The sequence below is a fragment of the Streptomyces griseus subsp. griseus genome (assembly GCF_003610995.1).
Lineage (GTDB): Bacteria > Actinomycetota > Actinomycetes > Streptomycetales > Streptomycetaceae > Streptomyces.
Window position 1 is genome coordinate 879,906 of sequence record NZ_CP032543.1, and the last position, 18,850, is coordinate 898,755.

The following is an 18,850-nucleotide window of genomic DNA, read 5'->3' on the forward strand; positions in this document are numbered from 1 at the left end:
TCAGCGTAACCAGGGGGACTGACAGGCGGCCTAGCGGCGGCGGCTCGCGGCCAGTTCGGCGTAGAAGTGGAGCAGGTCCAGGTTGTCGACGGAGCCCGGGTTGACCGCCTTGGCCAGCTCGGTGCCCTGGAGCAGGCGCTTGACCGGGACCTCGATGCGCTTGCCGGTGAGGGTGTGCGGGATGGCGGGGACCTCGATGACCTCGTCCGGTACGTGGCGCGGGGAGAGGTTCTCGCGGATGGTCGCCTTGATCGCGGCGCGCAGGTCGTCGTCGAGGGTGGCGCCTTCGGCGAGGTGGACGAAGAGCGGCATCCAGTAGCCGCCGTCGGGCTCCTCGAGGCCGATGACGAGGGACTCGCGGATCTCGGGGAGCCGTTCGACGGCCTCGTAGATGTCGGCGGAGCCCATGCGGACGCCCTGGCGGTTCAGGGTGGAGTCGGAGCGGCCGTGGATGATCACCGAGCCGTGGTCGGTGATGGTGATCCAGTCGCCGTGGCGCCAGACACCGGGGTACATGTCGAAGTAGCTGTCGTGGTAGCGGCTGCCGTCGGGGTCGTTCCAGAAGCGGATCGGCATGGACGGGAGCGGGTTGGTGACGACCAGTTCACCGACCTCGTCGATGAGGGGCTTGCCCGCCGGGTCCCAGGACTGGAGGTCGGTCCCGAGGCACGGGGCCTGGAGTTCGCCGATGTGCACGGGGAGCGTGGGGACGGCTCCGGCGAAGCAGGAACAGACGTCGGTGCCGCCGCTGACCGAGGCGATCCAGAGGTCGTCGGCCACCTCGTCGTGGAGCCAGCGGAAGCCGTCGGGCGGGAGCGGGGAGCCGGTGGTGGCGACGCACTGGATGCGGGAGAGGTCGAAGTCGCGGCCCGGGTGGATGTCGGCCTTGCGACAGGCCATGACGTACGCGGCGGAGGTGCCGTAGAGGGTGGCGCCGGTCTGTTCGGCGACCCGCCACTGGGCGCTGACGTCGGGGTGGCCGGGGCTGCCGTCGTACAGGACGACGGTGGTGCCGGTGAGGAGGCCGGAGACGAGGAAGTTCCACATCATCCAGCCGGTGGAGGTGTACCAGAAGAAGCGGTCCTCGGGGCCGAGGTCGCAGTGGAGGCCGAGCTGCTTGAAGTGTTCGAGCAGGATGCCGCCCTGGGACTGGACGATGGCCTTGGGCAGGCCGGTGGTGCCGGAGGAGTAGAGGACCCAGAGCGGGTGATCGAAGGGGACCTGTTCGAAGACCGGCTCGGTGTCGGCGGAGGTGAGGGCGGCCCAGGCGAGGGCGCCTTCGGGGGCGTCGGTGCCCAGCAGCGGGATGTGGACGACGGCGCGGAGCGTGGGCAGTTCGCGGCGGAGTTCGGCGACGGTCTCCGTACGGTCGTGCTCCTTGCCGCCGTAGCGGTAGCCGTCGACGGTGAAGAGGACGACGGGCTCGATCTGCTGGAATCGGTCGAGGACGCTGCGGGCGCCGAAGTCGGGGGCGCAGGAGGTCCAGACGCCGCCGACGGCCGCGGTGGCGAGGAAGGCGACGACGGCCTGCGGGATGTTGGGCAGGTAGCCGCTGACGCGGTCGCCGGGGGTGACGCCGATGGCACGGAGTTCGGCGGCGAGCGCGCCGACCTGGCGGCGGAGGTCGGCCCAGCTGATGGGGACCTGGGTGTGCGTCTCGTCGACGTGCAGGAGGGCGGGGCTGTCGGCGCGGGCCGGGTCCTCGGCGGTGCGCAGGGCGTGTTCGGCGTAGTTGAGGGTGGCGCCGGGGAACCAGGTGGCGCCGGGCATGGTGCGGTTGCCGAGGACGCTGTCGTACGGGGTGGAGAAGCGGATGTCGAACCACTCGGCGACGGCCTGCCAGAAGGTGTCCAGCTCGTCGGTGGACCAGCGGTGCAGGGCCTCGTACCCGCCGTCGGCCGGGGCGCCGAAGCGGCTCGCGGCCCACGTCTGGAAGCGGGTCACGGCCGCGGCTTCGACGCGCTCGGGGCTGGGCTGCCAGAGGGGGGCGTCGGGCGTGGCTGAGGTCATGGGGCGGCTCCCTGGCTGGACGGGTACGCGGGTGGCGTGTCGGCGCGCACGGGCTGGGGTGTGCGCGTGAGCGGCTGACACGGACGATGCCATGTGATCGTCTTCGGCACCAGAGTGGGCCGGCGTGAGGGGGGCTTCGATTCTTCGGCCGGAGCGGGTGAACGGGAGTTGAACGGGGGGTTCTGCGGTCCGGGCGGGTGGCAGGGTGTGCGCCATGGACGGTCGTGACCTGGTACGTCGGGTGAGGTTGGTCGGTTCGGTACGGGGGCTGCGCACGGTGCGCGCGGCGTGGCGGCGGCGGTCGGCGGATGCGCGTGCGCTGCCCCGCGCGGTGCGGAGCGGGCCCGGGTGCCCGGTGCGCTGGTGGGGGCGGAGCCGGGCCCGGGCGGGGGTGTGGTGCGGTTCGCCCGTTCGGAGCTGCGGATCCGGGTGGCGGTGGGCGGTGCGGTGTTCTGGGCGTGGGACGGGGCGGATCCGCTGCCGTCGTACGCGTTGGCGGGTGAGGTGCCCGGGGCGGATCCGCGGGCGGTGCTGGAGCCGGACAAGGACGGCGGCTGGCAGGTGGTCTCCGAGCGGCTGACGGTGGTGGTGTCGCGGACCGGTGCGGTGGAGCTGCGGACGCCGGGCGGGGTGCTGCTGCGGCGTGAGCTGCCGCCGCGCTGGTGGGAACCGGTGGGCGGGGGTGCGGTGCGGTGGGTGCAGCGGTCGGAGGTGCCGGCGGACGCGCGGTTCTTCGGGCTCGGCGGGCGGGCGTCGGGGCCCCGGCTGCGGGACGGGGCGTACGGGCTGTGGAACACGGACCCGGGCGGGCGGTTCGGTCCGGGGGACGATCCGCTGTATCTGACGATGCCGGTGCAGGTGGTGGTGTCGGACGCGGGCACCCATCTGGCGTTCCACGACAACACCTGGGCGGGCCGGGTCGTGGTGCGCGAGGGCGAGGAGGGCGCGGGCTCCGGGCACGACCGGCCGGGGACGTGCGAGGTGCGGATGGAGGGCGGGCCGCTGCGGTGCTGGGTGGTGGCGGGGACGCCGGCGCGGGTGCTGCGGGGGTGGACGGCGCTGACGGGTGCGCCGGCGGTGCCGCCGTCGTGGGCGTTGGGGCCGCAGCACGCCCGGTGGGGTTTCGGGAGTGAGCGGGAGGTGCGGCGGGTGGTGGCCGGGTACCGGGAGCGGGGGCTTCCGCTGTCGGTGCTGCACCTCGACATCGACCACTACGACGCGCACCGGGTGTTCACGGTGGACCGGGAGCGGTTCCCCGCCCTGCCCGAGCTGGCGAAGGAGCTGCGGGACGAGGGCGTACGGCTGGTGTCGATCGTGGATCCGGCGGTGAAGGCGGCGCCCGGGGACGCGGTGTTCGACGCGGGTGTGGAACTCGGGGAGCGTGGGGCGTACGTCCGGGACGCGCGGGGGCGGGTGGTGGTGGGCGAGGTGTGGCCCGGGGCCTGTGTCTATCCGGATTTCACCGATCCGGTTGTGCGGGAATGGTGGGGATCTCTGTACGGGGAGCGGCTTGCGCAGGGCTTCTCCGGGGTCTGGCACGACATGAACGAGCCGGTGTCGTTCGCCGCGTTCGGGGATACGTCGTTGCCGCGTTCGGCCCGGCACGTCCTGGAGGGCGCGGGCGGCGACCACCGTGAGGCGCACAACGTGTACGGGCTGGCGATGGCGCGTGCCGGGTGCGAGGGGCTGCTCCGGCTGCGTCCTGAGGAGCGGCCGTTCCTGTTCTCGCGGTCGGGGTGGGCGGGGATGCAGCGGTACGGGGGCACCTGGTCCGGTGATGTGTCGACCGGGTGGCCGGGGCTGCGGGCCTCGTTGTCGCTGGTGCTGGGTCTCGGGCTGTGCGGGGTGCCGTACTCGGGTCCGGATGTGGGCGGGTTCGACGGGTTCCCGTCGCCGGAGCTGTATCTGCGGTGGTTCCAGCTGGGCGCGTATCTGCCGCTGTTCCGGACCCATGCGGCGATCGACGCGGGGCGCCGCGAGCCGTGGGAGTTCGGGCCCGAGGTGCTGGAGCACGCGCGGGCGGCGCTGCTGGAGCGGGAGCGGCTGCACCCGTACTTCGTGACGCTCTCGCATGTGGCGCGGCTCTCGGGGGCGCCCTACGTGCGGCCGGTGTGGTGGGCGGCGCCGGGCGACCGGGCGTTGCGGGGGTGCGAGGACGCGTTTCTGCTGGGCGATGCGCTGCTGGTGGCGCCGGTGCTGGAGAGCGGGGCGGACCGGAGGGTGGTGCGGCTGCCCCGGGGGCGCTGGTACGACACGGCGACCGGGCGGGCGTACGAGGGGCCGGGGCCGGTGGTGGTCGACGCGCCGCTCTCCCGCATTCCGGTGCTGGCGCGGGCGGGGGCGGTGATTCCGGTGCGGGACGCGGACGGTGACCTGGAGCTGGAGGTGTGGGCTCCGGCGCCGGGGCGCACCGGGGGCGGTCTTGTGGTCCGGGACCCGGGTGACGGGTGGGCCGAGGCCGAGGTGGAGCGTTATGCGTCGCGGTGGGAGGGCGAGGAAGTCGTGGTGGCGCGGGACGGCGGCGAGGGGGCGGGGGCGGTGGGGCTTCCGGTGCGGGTTCGGGGGGTGGAGGGGTAGCGGGGCGCTTCGGGGAGGCGCGATCGGCGGATCTTTTGGCGCGGGGCCTCTGGATCCTCTGGGGCGGAGCCTCTGATCCATTGGGGCGGGACCTCTGGGGCGGAGCCCCGTACGCCTCAGCCGTAGCGGCCCGCGAACCAGGCGTTCACCGCTTCCGTGTGCAGCGGGAAGGCCAGCGGGCGCGGCGCGTGGAGGATCTCGTACCCCGACGTCTCATGGGTGGGGACGGAGGGCGGCAGGCTCGCGAGGGGCCGGTGCGGGAGGAGGCCGAAGAGCAGGAGGTGGCCGGCGGCGGAGCTGAGGGCGTCGGCGAGGCGGACGCTGTGTTCGTCGGCCTCGATCCCGGTCTCCTCGCGCAGTTCGCGGACGACCGCGTGGCGCCAGTCCTCGGCGTGGTCGATGAAGCCCCCTGGGAGCGCCGTGCCGCCCTTCTGCGGCTGGATGGTGCGCGTGATGACGACGAGTCCGGCCGGGTCCGGGCCGGTCACGGGGAGCAGGGCCACGGCGACCGGGAGCGGATTGCGGTAGGCGGTGGTACCGCAGCGCGGGCAGGTGCGGGGCCAAGTGCCGGGGGCAGCCGGGGCGGGGTACGGGGCTCCGCAGGTGGAGCAGTGGGAGTCCCTGAAGTACGGGGTCGGCTGCCGACCGGTCGTCGGGGCGGGGCTGTCGGTGGGCTCGGACACGGGCGGACTGTATCCGATCGTCCTTCCGCGGGGGCGGCGAAGCTGATAGACGGTGTGCCCATGACAGGAATGCGTACCGCTCTCCGCGCCCTGGCCACCGTTGCCGCCGCCACCGCTCTGCTCGCCACCGCGGGCGTCTCCCCCGCGCCGGCTCAGGCCCGGCCCGGATCGGCTGCGGCAGACGCCCGCTCCGAACCGAAGGCGCCTGACGGGTTCGTGGCGCTGCGTTCGGTGGATCCGACGATCATCCAGGAGATGCGCTACACCACGGCGCACACCTTCCTCGGTGAGCGCGTCGACGGCTACCGGCAGCCGGTCTGCATCCTGACCCGGCCCGCCGCCCGTGCGCTGCGTCTGGCGCAGCAGCGGCTGCTGCGCCAGGGGTACTCGCTGAAGGTGTACGACTGTTACCGGCCGCAGCGGGCGGTGGACCACTTCGTGCGCTGGGCGAAGGATCTCGGCGACCGGTCCATGAAGGGGGAGTTCTATCCGCTGGTCGACAAGGGCCGGTTGTTCGAGGACGGTTACATCGCGGAGAAGTCAGGGCACAGCAGGGGCAGCACGGTGGACCTGACGCTGGTCCGGCTGCCGGCCGCGCCGACCAGGCCGTACCGTCCGGGCGAGCGGCTGACGCCCTGCTTCGCGCCGAAGGGTGAGCGGTTCCCCGACAACTCGGTCGACATGGGCACCGGTTACGACTGCTTCGACACCCTGTCGCACACCGACGATCCCCGGATCCAGGGCGTGCAGCGCGCCAACCGGCAGTTCCTGAAACGGACTCTGACCGAGGTGGGGTTCGGGAACCTGCCCGAGGAGTGGTGGCACTTCACCCACGGGCCCGAGCTGTTCCCGGACACCTACTTCGACTTCCCGGTGGACCGCCGGTCGGTCGGCAGGCTCTGAGGGAACGGGCGACCGGGACCACCCCCGTGGGCTCCGGCCGCCCGTTCTTCATTTCGGACGCGGAAGGGGCGTGTTCGGTTGCCGATCGGGCGACTACGGTGCCCGTATGTCACAGCAGAGGTTCGATACGTACGAGGAATTCTGGCCCTACTACGTCGCGATGCACTCCCGTGCCGCCACCCGCTGGGTGCATCTGACCGGCACGCTCACCGGCCTGGCGATCACCGCCTACGGGCTGGCGCGGGGGCGGAAGCGGTATCTGGCGGCGCTGCCGCTGATCGGGTACGGCACGGCCTGGCCCGCGCACTTCCTGATCGAGAAGAACAACCCGGCGACGTTCGGGCATCCGGCGTGGTCGCTGCGCGGGGACGCGCAGATGATCGGGATGATGCTCGCGGGCCGGGACGCCGAGCTGGCGGAGACCGCGGCGAAGTGGCTGGCCGAGAACGGCTGAGCCGGGTGCGGAGCGGCTGCCGTGGCCGCTCCTCTCGCCCCGGACCGCCGCCCGTGGCACACTTCTGACGTTCCATCAGATCCAGTGCCTGGGAGGGGCTTTGCCGCGTACGCGCATACCCGTGGTGGCCGGTTGGTTCACCGAGGACACCGCGGAGGAGGATTTCCGGCTGCTGGGCACCCGCTGTTCCGGCTGCCGGTCGGTCCACTTCCCCCGCGAGGACGGCCACTGCCGCAATCCTCGCTGCACGGGCGGGGAGTTGGAGGAGGTGCCGCTGTCGAAGCGGGGCACCGTCTGGTCCTGCACCGACGGACGCCACCGGCCCCCTCCCCCGTACGTCAGCGATCCCGCGGTGCCCTGGACGCCGTACACCCTGGTCGCCGTGGAGCTGGCGGCCGAGCGCGTGGTGGTGCTGGGGCAGGCGGCGCCCGGGGTGGGCGTGGAGGATCTGCCGGTGGGCTCGGTGGTGGAGGTGGTGCCGGGTGTCCTGGACGAGGACCCGGCGGCCGACGCCGTACACACGACGTGGAACTGGCGGCCCGTCGCGGTGCAGGGCTCCCTGTCGTGACCGGGGACGTGGCCGTCCTCGGGGCCGGGATGCATCCGTGGGGCAAGTGGGGGCGCGGCTTCGTCACGTACGGGCGGGTCGCCGCGCGCGCCGCTCTCGCCGACGCGGGCATCGGGTGGCCCGAGGTCGGGTCGGTGGTCGGCGCGCAGACCGTCCGGGGCGGCTATCCGGGGTACGTGGCCGGGGCGACGTTCGCCCGGGCGCTGGGGTGGCAGGGGGCGCGGGTCACCTCCGTGTACGCCGCGTGTGCGTCGGGGGCGCAGGCGATCGACACCGCGCGCGCCCAGATCCTGGCGGGGATGGCGGACGTGGTCCTGGTGGTGGGGGCCGACGCGGCGCCCAAAGGGTTCTTCGCCCCGGCGGGCGGGGAGCGGCCGGACGACCCGGACTGGCTGCGCTTCCGGGTGCTCGGGGCGACGAACCCGGCCTACTTCGGGCTGTACGCCCGCCGCCGGATGGCGCTGTACGGGGATACGCCGGAGGACTTCGCGCTGGTCAAGGTGAAGAACGCGGCGGCGGGGGCGCTCAACGAGTACGCCCGCTACCGGACTCCGGTGACCGCTCAGGACGTCGCCGCCTCGGCGGTCGTCGCCGATCCGCTGCGGCTGCTGGACATCTGCGCCACCTCCGACGGGGGCGCCGCGCTGGTGCTGTGCAGCATGGAGTTCGCGCGGCGGCGGGGGGTGACCGATCCGGTGCGGATCCGGGCCGTCTCCACCGTGACGCCGACGTTCCCGAGGACCGTTCTCGATCTGCCGGACATCGGCACCGACTCGGCGGTGGCCGTGGAGCCGTCGCCGGAGACCTTCCGGTCCTCGATCGCCCGGGCGGCGTACGAGGAGGCGGGGACCGGGCCGGAGGATCTGTCGCTGGCGGAGGTCTACGACCTGTCCACCGCGCTGGAGTTGGAGTGGTATGAGGACATCGGGCTCTGCGGTCCCGGTGAGGGCGCGCAGCTGGTGCGGGAGGGGGTCACCGCGCTGGGCGGCCGGATCCCGGTCAATGCGAGCGGGGGGCTCGCCTCGTTCGGCGAGGCCGTTCCCGCCCAGGCGATCGCCCAGGTGTGCGAGCTGACCTGGCAGTTGCGCGGTCTGGCCGGGGACCGGCAGATACCGGGGGCGCGGGTGGGCATCACGGCCAACCAGGGGCTGTTCGGGCACGGTTCGGCGGTGATCGCGGCCCGGTGAGAACACCTTTGCCCGCACTTGACTTGACGGTTCGTCACAGCGGCAGAACACTCACAGCCCGGGCCCGCCGGACGCCATGCGGCCCGTACCCCTGTCGGCGGGGGTACGGGCCGTGTGCGTAGAGCTGTCGGCCGTCAGGTGGCGACGGGCTGGCGGTCCCGCGCCGCACGCTCCAGGGCGTGTTCGACCACCGCGACCAGGACGTCACGTACCGAGGACCGGTCCCGTGCGTCGCACAGCAGCACCGCGACCTCGGGGTCGAGATCGAGCGCGGCCCGCACCGTCTCGGCGGGGAACTTCCCCGCGTCCTCGAAGCAGTTGACGGCCACCGCGAACGGGATCCGGCGGCGTTCGAAGTAGTCGACCGCGGCGAAGCAGTCCTCCAGACGCCGGGTGTCGGCGAGGACGACCGCGCCCAGGGCGCCCTGCGCCAGCTCGTCCCAGAGGAACCAGAAGCGGTCCTGGCCCGGTGTGCCGAAGAGGTAGAGGACCAGGTCCTCGCGGAGCGTGATCCGGCCGAAGTCCATGGCGACCGTGGTGGTGGTCTTGGACTCGACCCCCTCCAGATCGTCCACCGGGCGGCCCGCCTCGCTCAGGCGCTCCTCGGTACGCAGCGGTCTGATCTCGCTGACCGCGCCGACCGCGGTCGTCTTGCCGACGCCGAACCCTCCCGCCACCAGGATCTTCAGGGTGACGGGCTCGACGGGCCGCTGCTTGGCGCGGCTAGAGCGCCCGAAGGCCATTGATTACCTCGCGAAGAATGTTCACGTCCGGCAGCTCGGCCGGCGGAACGGGACGGGTGACGTGCACCAGCTCGTCCTCGACGAGATCGCCGACCAGGACCCGTACCACCCCTACCGGGAGATCGAGTTCGGCGGCGAGCTCGGCGATCGACTGGGGCATGTCGCTGCAGAGTTCGACGATCGTGACGTGTTCGGGCGCGAGCGTCTGGTCCCGGCCGGGGTCCTCGGCGGCCGGTTCGGGCACGACGAGGGCGATCAGGTCCAGCCGGTGCCGGGAGGCGCTGCTGGTGCGCCCCCGGGTCATGGCGTACGGGCGGACCACCGGCCCGGCCTCCGCGTCGTACCACCGCGAGGACTGGGGGTCTGCGGTCGCGTCCGGGGATCCGGGGCCGGTGACCCCGGGTCCTGCGGATCCGGGGTCCGTGGGTCCGGGGTTCGTGCCCCGGGGGGAGTCAGCGCTCATGCCCGGCCCTCACCCTCCGGCGGGCAGACCGGTCGTCCGTGGGGCGTTGGCCAGGTGGGCCCCCACGCGCTTGACCATCAGCGTCATCTCGTACGCCACCTGGCCCACGTCGGAGTCCGCGTCGGCCAGGACGGCGAGACAGCTGCCGTCCCCGGCCGCCGTCACGAAGAGGAACGCCTCATCCAGCTCGACGACGGTCTGGCGCACCCGGCCGGCGTCGAAGTGGCGTCCCACGCCCTTGGCGAGGCTGTGGAACCCGGAGGCGACGGCGGCCAGATGCTCGCTGTCCTCCCGGGTCAGGTCCTGTGAGGTGCCGGTGGCGAGCCCGTCGCTGGAGAGCACCAGCGCCTTGCGGATGCTGGCGACGCGCTGGACGAGTTCGTCAAGCAGCCAGTTGAGCTCGCCCGAGCCGTGGCGTGCGGGGTTGGGTGCTGCGGCGTTCGGTGCGGTCATCGACCGTCCCCTCCCGGAGTGGTTCCTGGTGCTGTTCCCTCGGGGCCGGCAGCGTCGTGTGCGTCCTCGGCGTTCTGCCGACGACCGCGCTGCCAGCCGCGCTGGAGTGAGGCCATGCGGTTGCGTACTTCGTCCGCGTCCCGGTCGTAGTCGTCGACCTTGTCGGCGGGCGCCCGGTGCGGAGCCCGGTCGGCGGACTCCTCGCGGAGCTGGTGGGCGAGGCTGGCCTGCCGGACCCGCCGGGGCAGACCGCCCACGGTGTCGGGGGCGGCCGGCGCCTGAGGGCTCTCGGGGCGCGCCTCGGTGGTGCGGGGTGGTTCAGGGGTGCGGGGTGGTTCGGTGGTGCTGAGCGGGGCGGGCCTGCGGTGTGCGGCGCGGGCGGCCCAGGGGGTGGTGTGCGCGACCGGGCCGGTCGGGGTGCGGGGTGCGGTCGTGGGCGGCTCGGCGGCGGTGGCGGCCTCCGGGTCCCGGTCGTCCACGCGGCGGCCCCGGTCGGTGACCAGGGTCGGCGGTGTACGGCGCGGCAGCGGTGCCGGGCGCATCGGGCGGACGTCGGCGGTGAGGCCCTCGCCGTGGTCGCGGGCCTGCTGGTGCTGTTCACGGTCGGTGGCCCGGTGGGCGTCACCGGCGTCGCCCCGGCGCGCCTTGCCGTCGTCCGCCCGGCGCCGGTCCCGGCCGTCGTCACCGCGCGGGTCCCGGCCGTCGTCGCGGCGCAGGTCGCGGGCGCGGAAGATGCCGCCGCGCTCGCTCTCGGTGTCTTCCAGGTCGGATACGCCGTCGAGTACGGGACCCAGGGCCGGATCGAGGGCCGGGTCCGAGGCGCGGTCCAGCGGGTCGCCGGCCAGGTCCAGGGGGCCGACCGGGCCCTCCAGCTCGACCGGGCCGTCGAGGACCGCCGGTCCGGTGAGCCCGGTGGGGACCGGGGAGAGGACGGCGGAGCGGCCGTTGACCCGGCGGTCGCCTCCGGGGGTGTTGCCCGCGGGCGGGGCGTCGCCGTCGGTGCGGCCGCTGCCGATCGCCCGCTCGGCGCGGCGGTCGAGGCGGAAGCCGGTGCCGTGGGTGTCCGGGGCGTCGGTGAGGAGGGCGGCCGGGATGAACACGACCGCCGTGGTGCCTCCGTACGGCGATTTCTGCAGGGAGACCCGGACGTTCTGGCGCTGGGCGAGCCGGCTGACCACGAAGAGGCCGAGGCGGTCGGTGTCGGAGAGCTCGAAGTCGGGGGTCTCGGCGAGCCTCAGGTTGGCGTCGAGGAGGACCTCGGGGGGCATGCCGAGGCCGCGGTCGTGGATTTCGAGGGTGAAGCCGTTGGAGACGCGTTCGCCGTGCACCTGGACCGCGGTGTGCGGGGGTGAGAAGACGGTGGCGTTCTCCAGGAGTTCGGCGATGAGGTGGGTGAGGTCGGCGACGGCGGGGCCGCCCACGCCGATCCGGGGCAGCCGCCGGACCTCGATGCGTTCGTAGTCCTCGACCTCGGCGACGGCGGCCCGCACCACGTCCATGAGCTGGATGGGCTTGCGCCACTGGCGGGAAGGGGCGGCACCGGAGAGGATCACGAGCCCTTCGGCATGGCGCCGCATCCGGGTGGTGAGGTGGTCCAGGCGGAACAGGTCGGCCAGCTCGTCGCTGTTCTCGGTGCGGCGCTCCATGGTGTCCAGGAGCGTCAGCTGGCGGTGGAGGAGGACCTGGTTGCGGCGGGCGAGGTTGACGAAGACCTCGGAGACGCCGCGCCGCATGTCCGCCTGCTTGACCGCGGCCTCGACGGCGGCGCGCTGGAGGGTGTTGAGCGCCTGGCCGACCTGGCCGATCTCGTCGCGCTCGTAGGTGAGGTGCGGGGCCTCGGTCTCGACGTCGACCTGTTCGCCCGCGGCCAGCCTGCGCATGACGCTCGGGAGGCGTACCCCGGAGACCTCGTGGGCGTCCTTGCGGAGCCGGGAGAGGTCGCGGACGAGCTCGCGGCCGATGCGTACGGAGACGAAGATCGAGACGATCAGGGCCAGGAAGCCGAGGACCCCGGCTATACCGGCCTGGGCGAGGACCCGGTGGCCGACCGGTTCCGCGCGGTCCTGGAAGCGGTCGCCCATCTCCGTGGAGTCGTCGGCCAGCCGGTCGAGGACGGGCGGGGCCGCCTGCTGCCAGCGCTCGGTGTCGACGGCGCCGGGGCGCTTGGTGGGCCCGGCGGCGATCAGGGTGTCCTCGGCGGTGCGCAGCGGTTCGGCGTCCGGGCTGCTCCAGAACTGCTCCACGCGGCGGCGTTCGGTGGCGGGGAGGTTTTCGAGACTGATGTCGTAGAGGAGCCGGCGCTGGGCCACCAGTCCGGATATCTGGCGGAGTTCGGCGGTGGTGAAGCGGCCCGCGATGAGGCCCGATGCGACCAGCGCGTCCTCGCGCGACAGCATCTCGCGGGCCCGGGATATCCCGACCAGCGCCCGCATCTGCTTGTCCATCGACCCGTTCTCCGTGGTGTGGAGACCGTTGAGGAAGCGGTACGCGGGGTCGACGAGGCCGTTGTAGAAGTCCAGCGCCTTCGCCCGGCCGATGGTGCGCTTCTCGACCGATTCGCGCAGGGAGCCCAGGCCGTCGACGGCGCTCAGGATCGCGTCGAGACGGGTGCGGGCCTCGGTGTCGAGTGCCTCGCGGACGTCGTTCTGCCGGGCGCTGTCCCTGACCTGCGCCACGATCCGGTCGGTGTCGGCGCGTTGGCTCAGCAGGAGCGGCAGGGCGTCGGAGGCGCGGGGGTCGGCCAGGAAGACCAGGGTCTGGCGTCGTTCGGCCTGGACGACCCGGACCGCTTCCTCCAGGGGGCCGGCGACCTTGTCGACGGTGGTGCTGACGCTCATCAGCTCGCTCGCCTGGCGGCCGGTGACGTAGGTGGCGAGGACCCAGAGGCCCGTGAGGGAGACGAGCGGCACCAGCAGCAACGCCACGATCTTCCTGCGGATGGACTTCCCGCGAAAGCGCATGGCCTCCCCCAGATCGGCCCCGCACCGCGGGGGTGGTCTTCTCCCGGTCGTCCCTCGGCCCTGCCCCGACGTTCGCCGTCCGTACACCGGCGCGCATCGGACCATCGGGGGCGAGGGTCCGTCCTGCGTCAATAAACGGCGCGAGCCTACTACTGACACCGAGACAACTCGAAGGCACGTCCGGATGATTTTCGGCCGTCCGGCCAGGCTTTGATCATGAGTTGTCCCGGTATTCCCGGAGATGAAATTCGCGAAAGCGACAGAGGATCCCCACCGATCCCTTGAGTTCGAGCCCGGATCAGTTGGCTGGAATTATTCGATCCATAGCGTTCTGGGGCCGAGAGGCCGCTTTCAGCGGGAATCTTCGGAGCGGGTGGTTCGTCCATATGTACGGGGTAGACGCAGGGCGGGGGCGTGCGCGGCGGTACGGAGTCCATCCGCCAGCGTAGAACCGGCGCGAGCCGGGCAGCCACCCTGGAGTCGGACAGTGGTGGGGAGTTGAAGGACCTTGAGCACGCAGGAGCGCGGGAGCGCCGGAGCACCGGTCGGCACCGCGAGAGCGGGCGCCGCGGACGGGGCGCGGGTTCCGCGGCAGTTGTGGGTGGAGGAGCCGGCCAGGAAGCGGCGGATGCCCGACGCGGTGCGGACGGCCGCGGTGCGGGCCGTTCTCGTCATGTCGCTGACGATCATCCAGGCGATGGTCGCCTTCCTGAGCACGTTGACCGGCTCCTGGCTGGCCTTCCCGATGGTGCTCAGCAGTGTGGCGAGCACGGTGGTCGCCACCTGGGCGGTGCTGGACGTCTGGGTCACCCGGCAGGTGTGGAACCAGCGGTACGGCGTGGTGTCCGAGCCGAGCAGCACCGCCCGGCAGATGCGCCGGGAGCGGCGGCGGGCCCAGCGGGCGGCGCGGGCGGCCGAGCGGGACGAGGCGGGCGGCAGGATACGCGGCCGCCGGAGCGCCGGCGATCTCTCCCGGGCGTGAGGGCGCGGCCTGCGGGCCCCTCTCTCTCGTACCTCTCCCGGCGTGAGGCCTGCCTGCGGGCCTGAATGTCTCATCGGGCCCGCAGGAGCCGGGGGTCAAGCCTCCGGCTGCGGCTCCGCGGTCTGCTGGGTGCTCCGCTTGAACATGCGGGTCGCCGTGATCTCGCCGTGGACCGTCTCGCCCTCCGGGTCCTGCTGCGGCAGCCCGGGGCGCAGGTGCTCCTCCACGCTGATGTATTTCAGCCCGGCCCTCAGGTCCGCGTCGTTGCGCAGCCGGATGACGAGGGGGAATTCGGCGAGCGCGGTCGTGTCGAAGAGGCCGGTCGTGTAGAGCAGCTGCACGCCGAGCGCGTCGGAGACCGCGCGCTGGAGCTCCAGCAGATACGTGGCGTTGGCCCGCCCGATCGGGTTGTCCAGGAACAGGGTGCCCGCGTGCCGGTGGCGGTCGCGGCCCCGGTCGTTGCTGCGCAGCGCCGCCATCGTGCAGTAGAGGGCGATGGCGGCGGTGAGGAGCTGGCCGCCGGAGAAGACGTCGCCCATCTGTCCGACCGGGACCCGCTCGGCGCGGAGCACGGCGTCCGGTTTGAGGATCTCCACCGCGATGCCCTTGGGTCGCAGCGCCGCCTCGACACCCCGCAGCAGCAGGGACATGCCGTCCCGGCGCAGGTCGGAGTTCTTCTTGAGGGCGGCGTGCGTCGCCTCGTCGATGACCTCGCCGAGACGTTCGGTGAGAGTCGCCTGGTCGGGCTCCTCGAAGCGGATCCGGAGGAACTCCTGCCCCGACCACTCCCCCAGCCCCTCGGGGAGCTGGGAGAGCCGCTGCGCCGAGCGGAGCGTGGCGAGCGCCGACTCGACCAGGCCGCGCAGCCGGTCGACGATGGAGTCGCGGTTGCGCTCCAGCTGGACCAGCTCGTCGGTCAGGACGCGCAGCCGGGGCGCGAAGGCGTCGGCCCACTTCTGGGCGTGCTCGGGCAGCGCGGACGCGGGCAGTTCGCGGATCTGCTGGCGGGCGGGGGTGCGGACCTGCTCGTAGCGGGTGGAGTTGGCGTGCCGTACGAGGATGTCGCTCGCCTCCCGCACGGCGCTCTCGGCGGCCGAGAGGTCGGTGGAGCAGCCGCGCAGGGAGCGGCGGGCCTCGGCGGCGGACCGGCGGGCCTCCTCCAAGGTGCCGGGGTACGGATCGGGGCCTTCGGTGCCGTCCTCCGTACCGTGGTCGCGGAGCAGGTCGCGCAGGAGGGCCGCTGTCTCGTCGAAGCCGCCCGCCGAGTCCTCGGCGGTGCGGTGGGCGTGGAGAAGCTCGCTGTGGGCGGCGCGGGCGGTGTCCAACGCGGCGGTGGCGGCGGCCAGTTCACCGGTGGCCGTGCGCAGGAACGCCTGGGCCTGCTCGGCGTCGGCCGGGACCAGCTCCTCGGGCAGCTCGGTGTGGTGCGGTCGCTCGTCGTCGGGGGCGAGCCGCTCGGCCTCGCCACGGAACCGGCCCAGCTGCTCGCTGGCGGTGGAGGCCCGGGTCTCCAGCAGCTGTACGTGGGATTCGGCGCGGGCCGCCGCTGCCTGGCGGGAGGGTCCGTCGGCTCCGTCGGTGCCTTCGAGGAGCTGGGCGGCGCGGGTGCGGACCTTGTTGGTGAGGCGGTCCAGCTCGGCGAGGGCAGCGCTCTCATCGCTCTCGGCGCGGGCCTGTTCGGCGCGCAGGTCGGCGCCGACGCCGACCTTCTCGTACAGCTGGGAGGCGGCCCGGTAGGCCTCGCGCAGGGTGGGCAGCGCGGTGCGGGGCTTGGTCCCGTCGGGCTCCGGGAGGACCTCCGGGGCTCCGGCGATCTCCGCGCGCTCGGCGCGCAGGGCGCGGGCGGTGCGGCGGGCGTCGTCCCCGGCGCGCTGGGCGGCCCGGCGGTCCTCGTCGGCGGAGCGGGCCAGGTCGAGGCAGACGGCGGCGCGGGCCTCGGACTCGGCGGCCTCGTCGACCAGTTCGCGCAGCCGGACCTGCCAGCGGGCCCGCTCCCGCAGCCGGTGGGCGAGCCCGGCCAGCGCGTCGGCGACCCGGCGGGCGCGCTGGGCGGCTTCCTGGCTCTCCTCGCGGACCCGGGCGGTCTCGGCGGCGGCCTCGTCGGCCTCGGCGAGGGCGGTGCGGGCCTCGGCGAGGGCGGCTTCGGCGCTCTCGGCGACCGTACGGGCGGTGGCGGCGGCCTCGGCCAGCTCGGCGAGCATGCCGGGCGGGCAGTCGGCGCGCCAGGAGGCGATGCGGGAGGCGAGGGCACGGTCGCCCGAGAGGCGGGCGGCGAGCGCGCGGATGTCCTCGTCCCGGGCGGCGGCGCGGGAGCGCAGGGCGTGGCGCTCCTCGTCGGCGGCGTGCTCGTCGTGCATGGCCGGGTTCGGCGGGACCAGGAAGACACCGTCGTGCTGGGCGTCGGAGCCGGTGGCCGGGTCCGGGACGGGGGCAAGGAGGGCGGCCGCGGTACCGACGGCGACGGCCGAGCGGGGCAGCAGGGCCGCGCTGCCGAGGACTTCGCGGGCGCGGGTGTGGGCGTCGGGGTCGGTGATGACAACGCCGTCGACCAGCTCCGGGCGGGCGGCGAGGACGGCGGCGTGGTCGGCCGGGTCGACGGCCTGGGCGAGATAGCGCCAGCCGGGCAGGGCGGGGATGCCGTGCTCGCCCAGATACTCCACGGTCGCCAGGACGTCGGGGCCGGGCGGCAGCAGCCCGCCCTCGCCGAGGGCGCCGAGGATGCGGGAGTCGTCGGCCGCCGCGGTGCGCAGGTCGAAGAGGCGGCGCTCGGCGGCGGTGACGGACTGGTCGAGGAGGTCGCGCAGCTCGTCGGCGCTGCGGTCGAACTCCTTGGCGGTGAGCGGCTGATGGGCCGAGCCGGGCTGGTCGGCGAGGGCGACCGCCCCCTCCGGGGCGGTCTCGGTGGCGGTGCCGTCGCCCTGGGGGCCGGTGCGGGCAGTGTCCCGCTGTGCCCCGCCCGCCGTCTCCCCGGCCGCCCCCCGGCGGGGGTGCGGGACGCCGGTGCCGGAGGGCAGGCCGAGCAGGTCGGCGAGGCGCGGGTCGGCCGCGATGGACTCGGCGGCCCTCAGCTCGTCCTCGTGACCCTGCTCCGCCGCCTTGGCTCCATCGGCGGCACGCGCGGCGGCCAGCTCGGCGCGGCTCTCGGCGGCCGCCGCCTCACGGGCGTGGTCGGCGGCGGTGCGGGCGGCCTCGCGGGCGGTGTCCCAGGCGGCGACGGCGGACTGTTCGGCGTCGCTGGCGGCCAGAGCGGCGCGGGCCGGGTCGGCGTCGGGCTCGGTGTTGTCCAGCCAGCCGGCCTGGACCGCCTCGGTGGTCTCCTGCTCCACCTCGGCGAGGCGCTGGCGCAGATGGCCGGCCTCGCTGCGGGCGCGCTGGGCCTCGGTGGCGGCGACGGTGGCGTCGCGGTGGGCGCGCTCGCCGGTGTCCTGGAGGGTGTCGGAGCGCTCCTCCTGCTCGTTGGCGACGCGCTCGCCGTCCTCGGCCGCCGTGTGCAGCGCCCGTACGAGGTCGGCGGCGGCGGTGGCGCGGGCGGCGAGGGCGGGGGCGGCGTCGCGCTCGGCCTCGCGGATGGCGACGGCGACCCGGGCGGAGCGGTCGGCGGCGGCGCGGTGGCGCAGGACGGCTTCGGCGGCCTGCCAGGCGGCGTGCAGGGTGCGGGCCTCGGCCAGCTCCTTGCGTCCGGCGGCGGCGCTCTTCTCGGCTCCGGCCAAGGCCAGGGAGGCGTGGCGGTAGGCGAGTTCGGCGGCGATGAGGGAGCGGTGACCTCGAGTGGACTCGGCCTCGGTGACGGTGTGGGCGGCGGCGGTGACCCGCTCGGCCAGCTCGGCGGTGCGGCCGCGCTCCTCGGCGGCGCGGGCGCTCAGCCGGCGGGCCAGGGTGCGGGTGCGGCGCTCGGCGGCGGCGTGGATGTCGCGGGTGCGGGCGCGGATCCCGGTGGCCTCGACGATCCGGTTGAGCAGCTCCACCGAGCCCGCGGTGAAGTCGCGTTCGGCGGTCAGCTCGGCGCGGCGGCCCAGCTTGTTGCCGAAGCCGCTGACCAGGTCGGCCAGTCCGTCGGTGTCGCGGGTGTCGGTGACGGCGCGGAGCAGCAGGTCGGTGAAGTCGGAGTCCTTCTTGACCGCGAAGAGCCCGGCGGCCTCACCCTCGTCGGCGTTCATCTCGCGCTGGTAGCGGAAGAGTTCGGGGTCGAGTCCGAGGTCGCCGAGGTGTTCGTTCCAGCGGTCGTGGATCTCTTCCCAGTGGACGTCGAGGTGCTGGTAGAACTTGCCCGCGTCCACCAGGGCGTCGCGGAACCCCTTCATGGTGCGGCGCCTGCCACGGGCTCCGGAGACCCCATCGGCCGGGCGGCCGACGGCGGTGGCCTCCGCGACGGGCAGGCTGTCCAGGCTGAGCCCGGGCCCGGGCCGGAACGAGTACCACGCCTCCGCGAACTTCCGCGGGTCGTTGGAGACCTGCCGCCCCCGCCACTCGCTGACCTTGCCCACCACGACGCACTCACCGGTCAGCGTGTGCTGCCACTCCAGGGCGACATGGCCGCAGTCGTCGGCGAGCAGGAACTTGCGGAGCACGCCGGAGCTGGCGCCGCCGAGGGTGTTGCGGTGGCCCGGGAGCATCACCGAGAAGATCAGCTTGAGCAGGACGGACTTGCCGCCGCCGTTCTCCAGGAAGAGCACGCCCGCCGGGGCGGGGCGGCGCGGCGGTCCGACCGGCTCTTCCTCGAAGAACTCCGCCTGGGCGGGCGCCGGGTCGGGGACGGGCTCACCGACGCCGCGCAGGTCGAGGACGGTGTCGGCGTAGCGCGCACCGGCAGGCCCGATGGAGTAGAGGCGGACCCGGGACAACTCGTACATGGCGGCGGACTCTCGTC

12 protein-coding genes and 1 pseudogene are annotated in these 18,850 nt (G+C 73.9%); 6 read left to right on the forward strand and 7 right to left on the reverse strand.

The window, feature by feature from the left end; translation table 11 throughout:
- Nucleotides 1-30 precede the first annotated feature (30 nt).
- Nucleotides 31-2,010, reverse strand: coding sequence for an acetoacetate--CoA ligase (locus D6270_RS04050; protein ID WP_109166698.1), 1,980 nt, complete (start codon nt 2,008-2,010; stop codon nt 31-33).
- Nucleotides 2,011-2,224: 214 nt separating this feature from the next.
- Between D6270_RS04050 and D6270_RS04055 the strand changes: the two are divergent.
- A pseudogene (locus D6270_RS04055) lies at nt 2,225-4,587 on the forward strand (glycoside hydrolase family 31 protein).
- Between the two features lie 116 nt (nt 4,588-4,703).
- On the opposite strand, the gene D6270_RS04060 reads toward D6270_RS04055, so the two are convergent.
- Nucleotides 4,704-5,270: an NUDIX domain-containing protein gene (locus tag D6270_RS04060; protein ID WP_109166696.1), complete on the reverse strand. Its 567-nt coding sequence runs from the start codon at nt 5,268-5,270 to the stop codon at nt 4,704-4,706.
- A 60-nt stretch (nt 5,271-5,330) separates the two neighbouring features.
- Here D6270_RS04060 and D6270_RS04065 point away from each other — a divergent pair, with 60 nt between their 5' ends.
- The 4 genes from D6270_RS04065 to D6270_RS04080 all read left to right on the forward strand — a co-directional run bounded on the left by D6270_RS04065 (nt 5,331) and on the right by D6270_RS04080 (nt 8,382).
- The gene (locus D6270_RS04065; protein ID WP_109166695.1) at nt 5,331-6,173 is read left to right on the forward strand and encodes a M15 family metallopeptidase; all 843 of its coding nucleotides are present in this window, start codon (nt 5,331-5,333) and stop codon (nt 6,171-6,173) included.
- A 106-nt stretch (nt 6,174-6,279) separates the two neighbouring features.
- Nucleotides 6,280-6,627 carry an Mpo1-like protein gene (locus tag D6270_RS04070; RefSeq protein WP_109166694.1) on the forward strand — a complete coding sequence of 116 codons (348 nt, stop codon included), beginning with the start codon at nt 6,280-6,282 and terminating at the stop codon, nt 6,625-6,627.
- A 124-nt stretch (nt 6,628-6,751) separates the two neighbouring features.
- Nucleotides 6,752-7,195: a Zn-ribbon domain-containing OB-fold protein gene (locus D6270_RS04075; RefSeq protein WP_109167593.1), complete on the forward strand. Its 444-nt coding sequence runs from the start codon at nt 6,752-6,754 to the stop codon at nt 7,193-7,195.
- Nucleotides 7,192-8,382: a lipid-transfer protein gene (locus D6270_RS04080; RefSeq protein ID WP_109166693.1), complete on the forward strand. Its 1,191-nt coding sequence runs from the start codon at nt 7,192-7,194 to the stop codon at nt 8,380-8,382. The genes D6270_RS04075 and D6270_RS04080 overlap by 4 nt, the downstream gene beginning before the upstream one ends.
- A gap of 134 nt (nt 8,383-8,516) precedes the next feature.
- Here the strand turns inward: D6270_RS04080 and D6270_RS04085 are convergent, their stop codons facing one another.
- Genes D6270_RS04085 through D6270_RS04100 form a run of 4 tightly spaced genes read right to left on the reverse strand, consistent with a single transcriptional unit; the run spans nt 8,517 to nt 13,001 of the window.
- Entirely contained in the window at nt 8,517-9,125 is a 609-nt protein-coding gene (locus D6270_RS04085) for a GTP-binding protein (protein ID WP_109166692.1), read from the reverse strand.
- Nucleotides 9,106-9,588 (reverse strand): DUF742 domain-containing protein, encoded by a 483-nt coding sequence (locus D6270_RS04090; RefSeq protein WP_109166691.1) that lies wholly within the window; start codon nt 9,586-9,588, stop codon nt 9,106-9,108. The genes D6270_RS04085 and D6270_RS04090 overlap by 20 nt, the downstream gene beginning before the upstream one ends.
- A 9-nt stretch (nt 9,589-9,597) precedes the next feature.
- The gene (locus tag D6270_RS04095; RefSeq protein WP_015607287.1) at nt 9,598-10,041 is read right to left on the reverse strand and encodes a roadblock/LC7 domain-containing protein; all 444 of its coding nucleotides are present in this window, start codon (nt 10,039-10,041) and stop codon (nt 9,598-9,600) included.
- A complete protein-coding gene (locus tag D6270_RS04100; protein ID WP_109166690.1) occupies nt 10,038-13,001 on the reverse strand; it encodes a sensor histidine kinase in 2,964 nt (987 codons plus the stop codon). The genes D6270_RS04095 and D6270_RS04100 overlap by 4 nt, the downstream gene beginning before the upstream one ends.
- A 628-nt stretch (nt 13,002-13,629) precedes the next feature.
- Between D6270_RS04100 and D6270_RS04105 the strand changes: the two genes are divergently transcribed.
- Entirely contained in the window at nt 13,630-13,983 is a 354-nt protein-coding gene (locus tag D6270_RS04105; RefSeq protein ID WP_109166689.1) for a hypothetical protein, read from the forward strand.
- A 95-nt stretch (nt 13,984-14,078) separates the two neighbouring features.
- On the opposite strand, the gene D6270_RS04110 is transcribed toward D6270_RS04105, so the two are convergent.
- Nucleotides 14,079-18,833 (reverse strand): hypothetical protein, encoded by a 4,755-nt coding sequence (locus tag D6270_RS04110; RefSeq protein ID WP_151414654.1) that lies wholly within the window; start codon nt 18,831-18,833, stop codon nt 14,079-14,081.
- Nucleotides 18,834-18,850: the final 17 nt, after the last annotated feature.

What these genes read in the sequence shown, in the direction of transcription:
- D6270_RS04050 (WP_109166698.1), bottom strand. Translation starts at nt 2,010, where the DNA reads ATGACCTCAGCCACGCCCGACGCCCCCCTCTGGCAGCCCAGCCCCGAG.
- D6270_RS04065 (WP_109166695.1), top strand. Translation starts at nt 5,331, where the DNA reads ATGACAGGAATGCGTACCGCTCTCCGCGCCCTGGCCACCGTTGCCGCC.
- D6270_RS04070 (WP_109166694.1), top strand. Translation starts at nt 6,280, where the DNA reads ATGTCACAGCAGAGGTTCGATACGTACGAGGAATTCTGGCCCTACTAC.
- D6270_RS04085 (WP_109166692.1), bottom strand. Translation starts at nt 9,125, where the DNA reads ATGGCCTTCGGGCGCTCTAGCCGCGCCAAGCAGCGGCCCGTCGAGCCC.
- D6270_RS04090 (WP_109166691.1), bottom strand. Translation starts at nt 9,588, where the DNA reads ATGAGCGCTGACTCCCCCCGGGGCACGAACCCCGGACCCACGGACCCC.
- D6270_RS04095 (WP_015607287.1), bottom strand. Translation starts at nt 10,041, where the DNA reads ATGACCGCACCGAACGCCGCAGCACCCAACCCCGCACGCCACGGCTCG.
- D6270_RS04100 (WP_109166690.1), bottom strand. Translation starts at nt 13,001, where the DNA reads ATGCGCTTTCGCGGGAAGTCCATCCGCAGGAAGATCGTGGCGTTGCTG.
- D6270_RS04105 (WP_109166689.1), top strand. Translation starts at nt 13,630, where the DNA reads ATGCCCGACGCGGTGCGGACGGCCGCGGTGCGGGCCGTTCTCGTCATG.
- D6270_RS04110 (WP_151414654.1), bottom strand. Translation starts at nt 18,833, where the DNA reads ATGTACGAGTTGTCCCGGGTCCGCCTCTACTCCATCGGGCCTGCCGGT.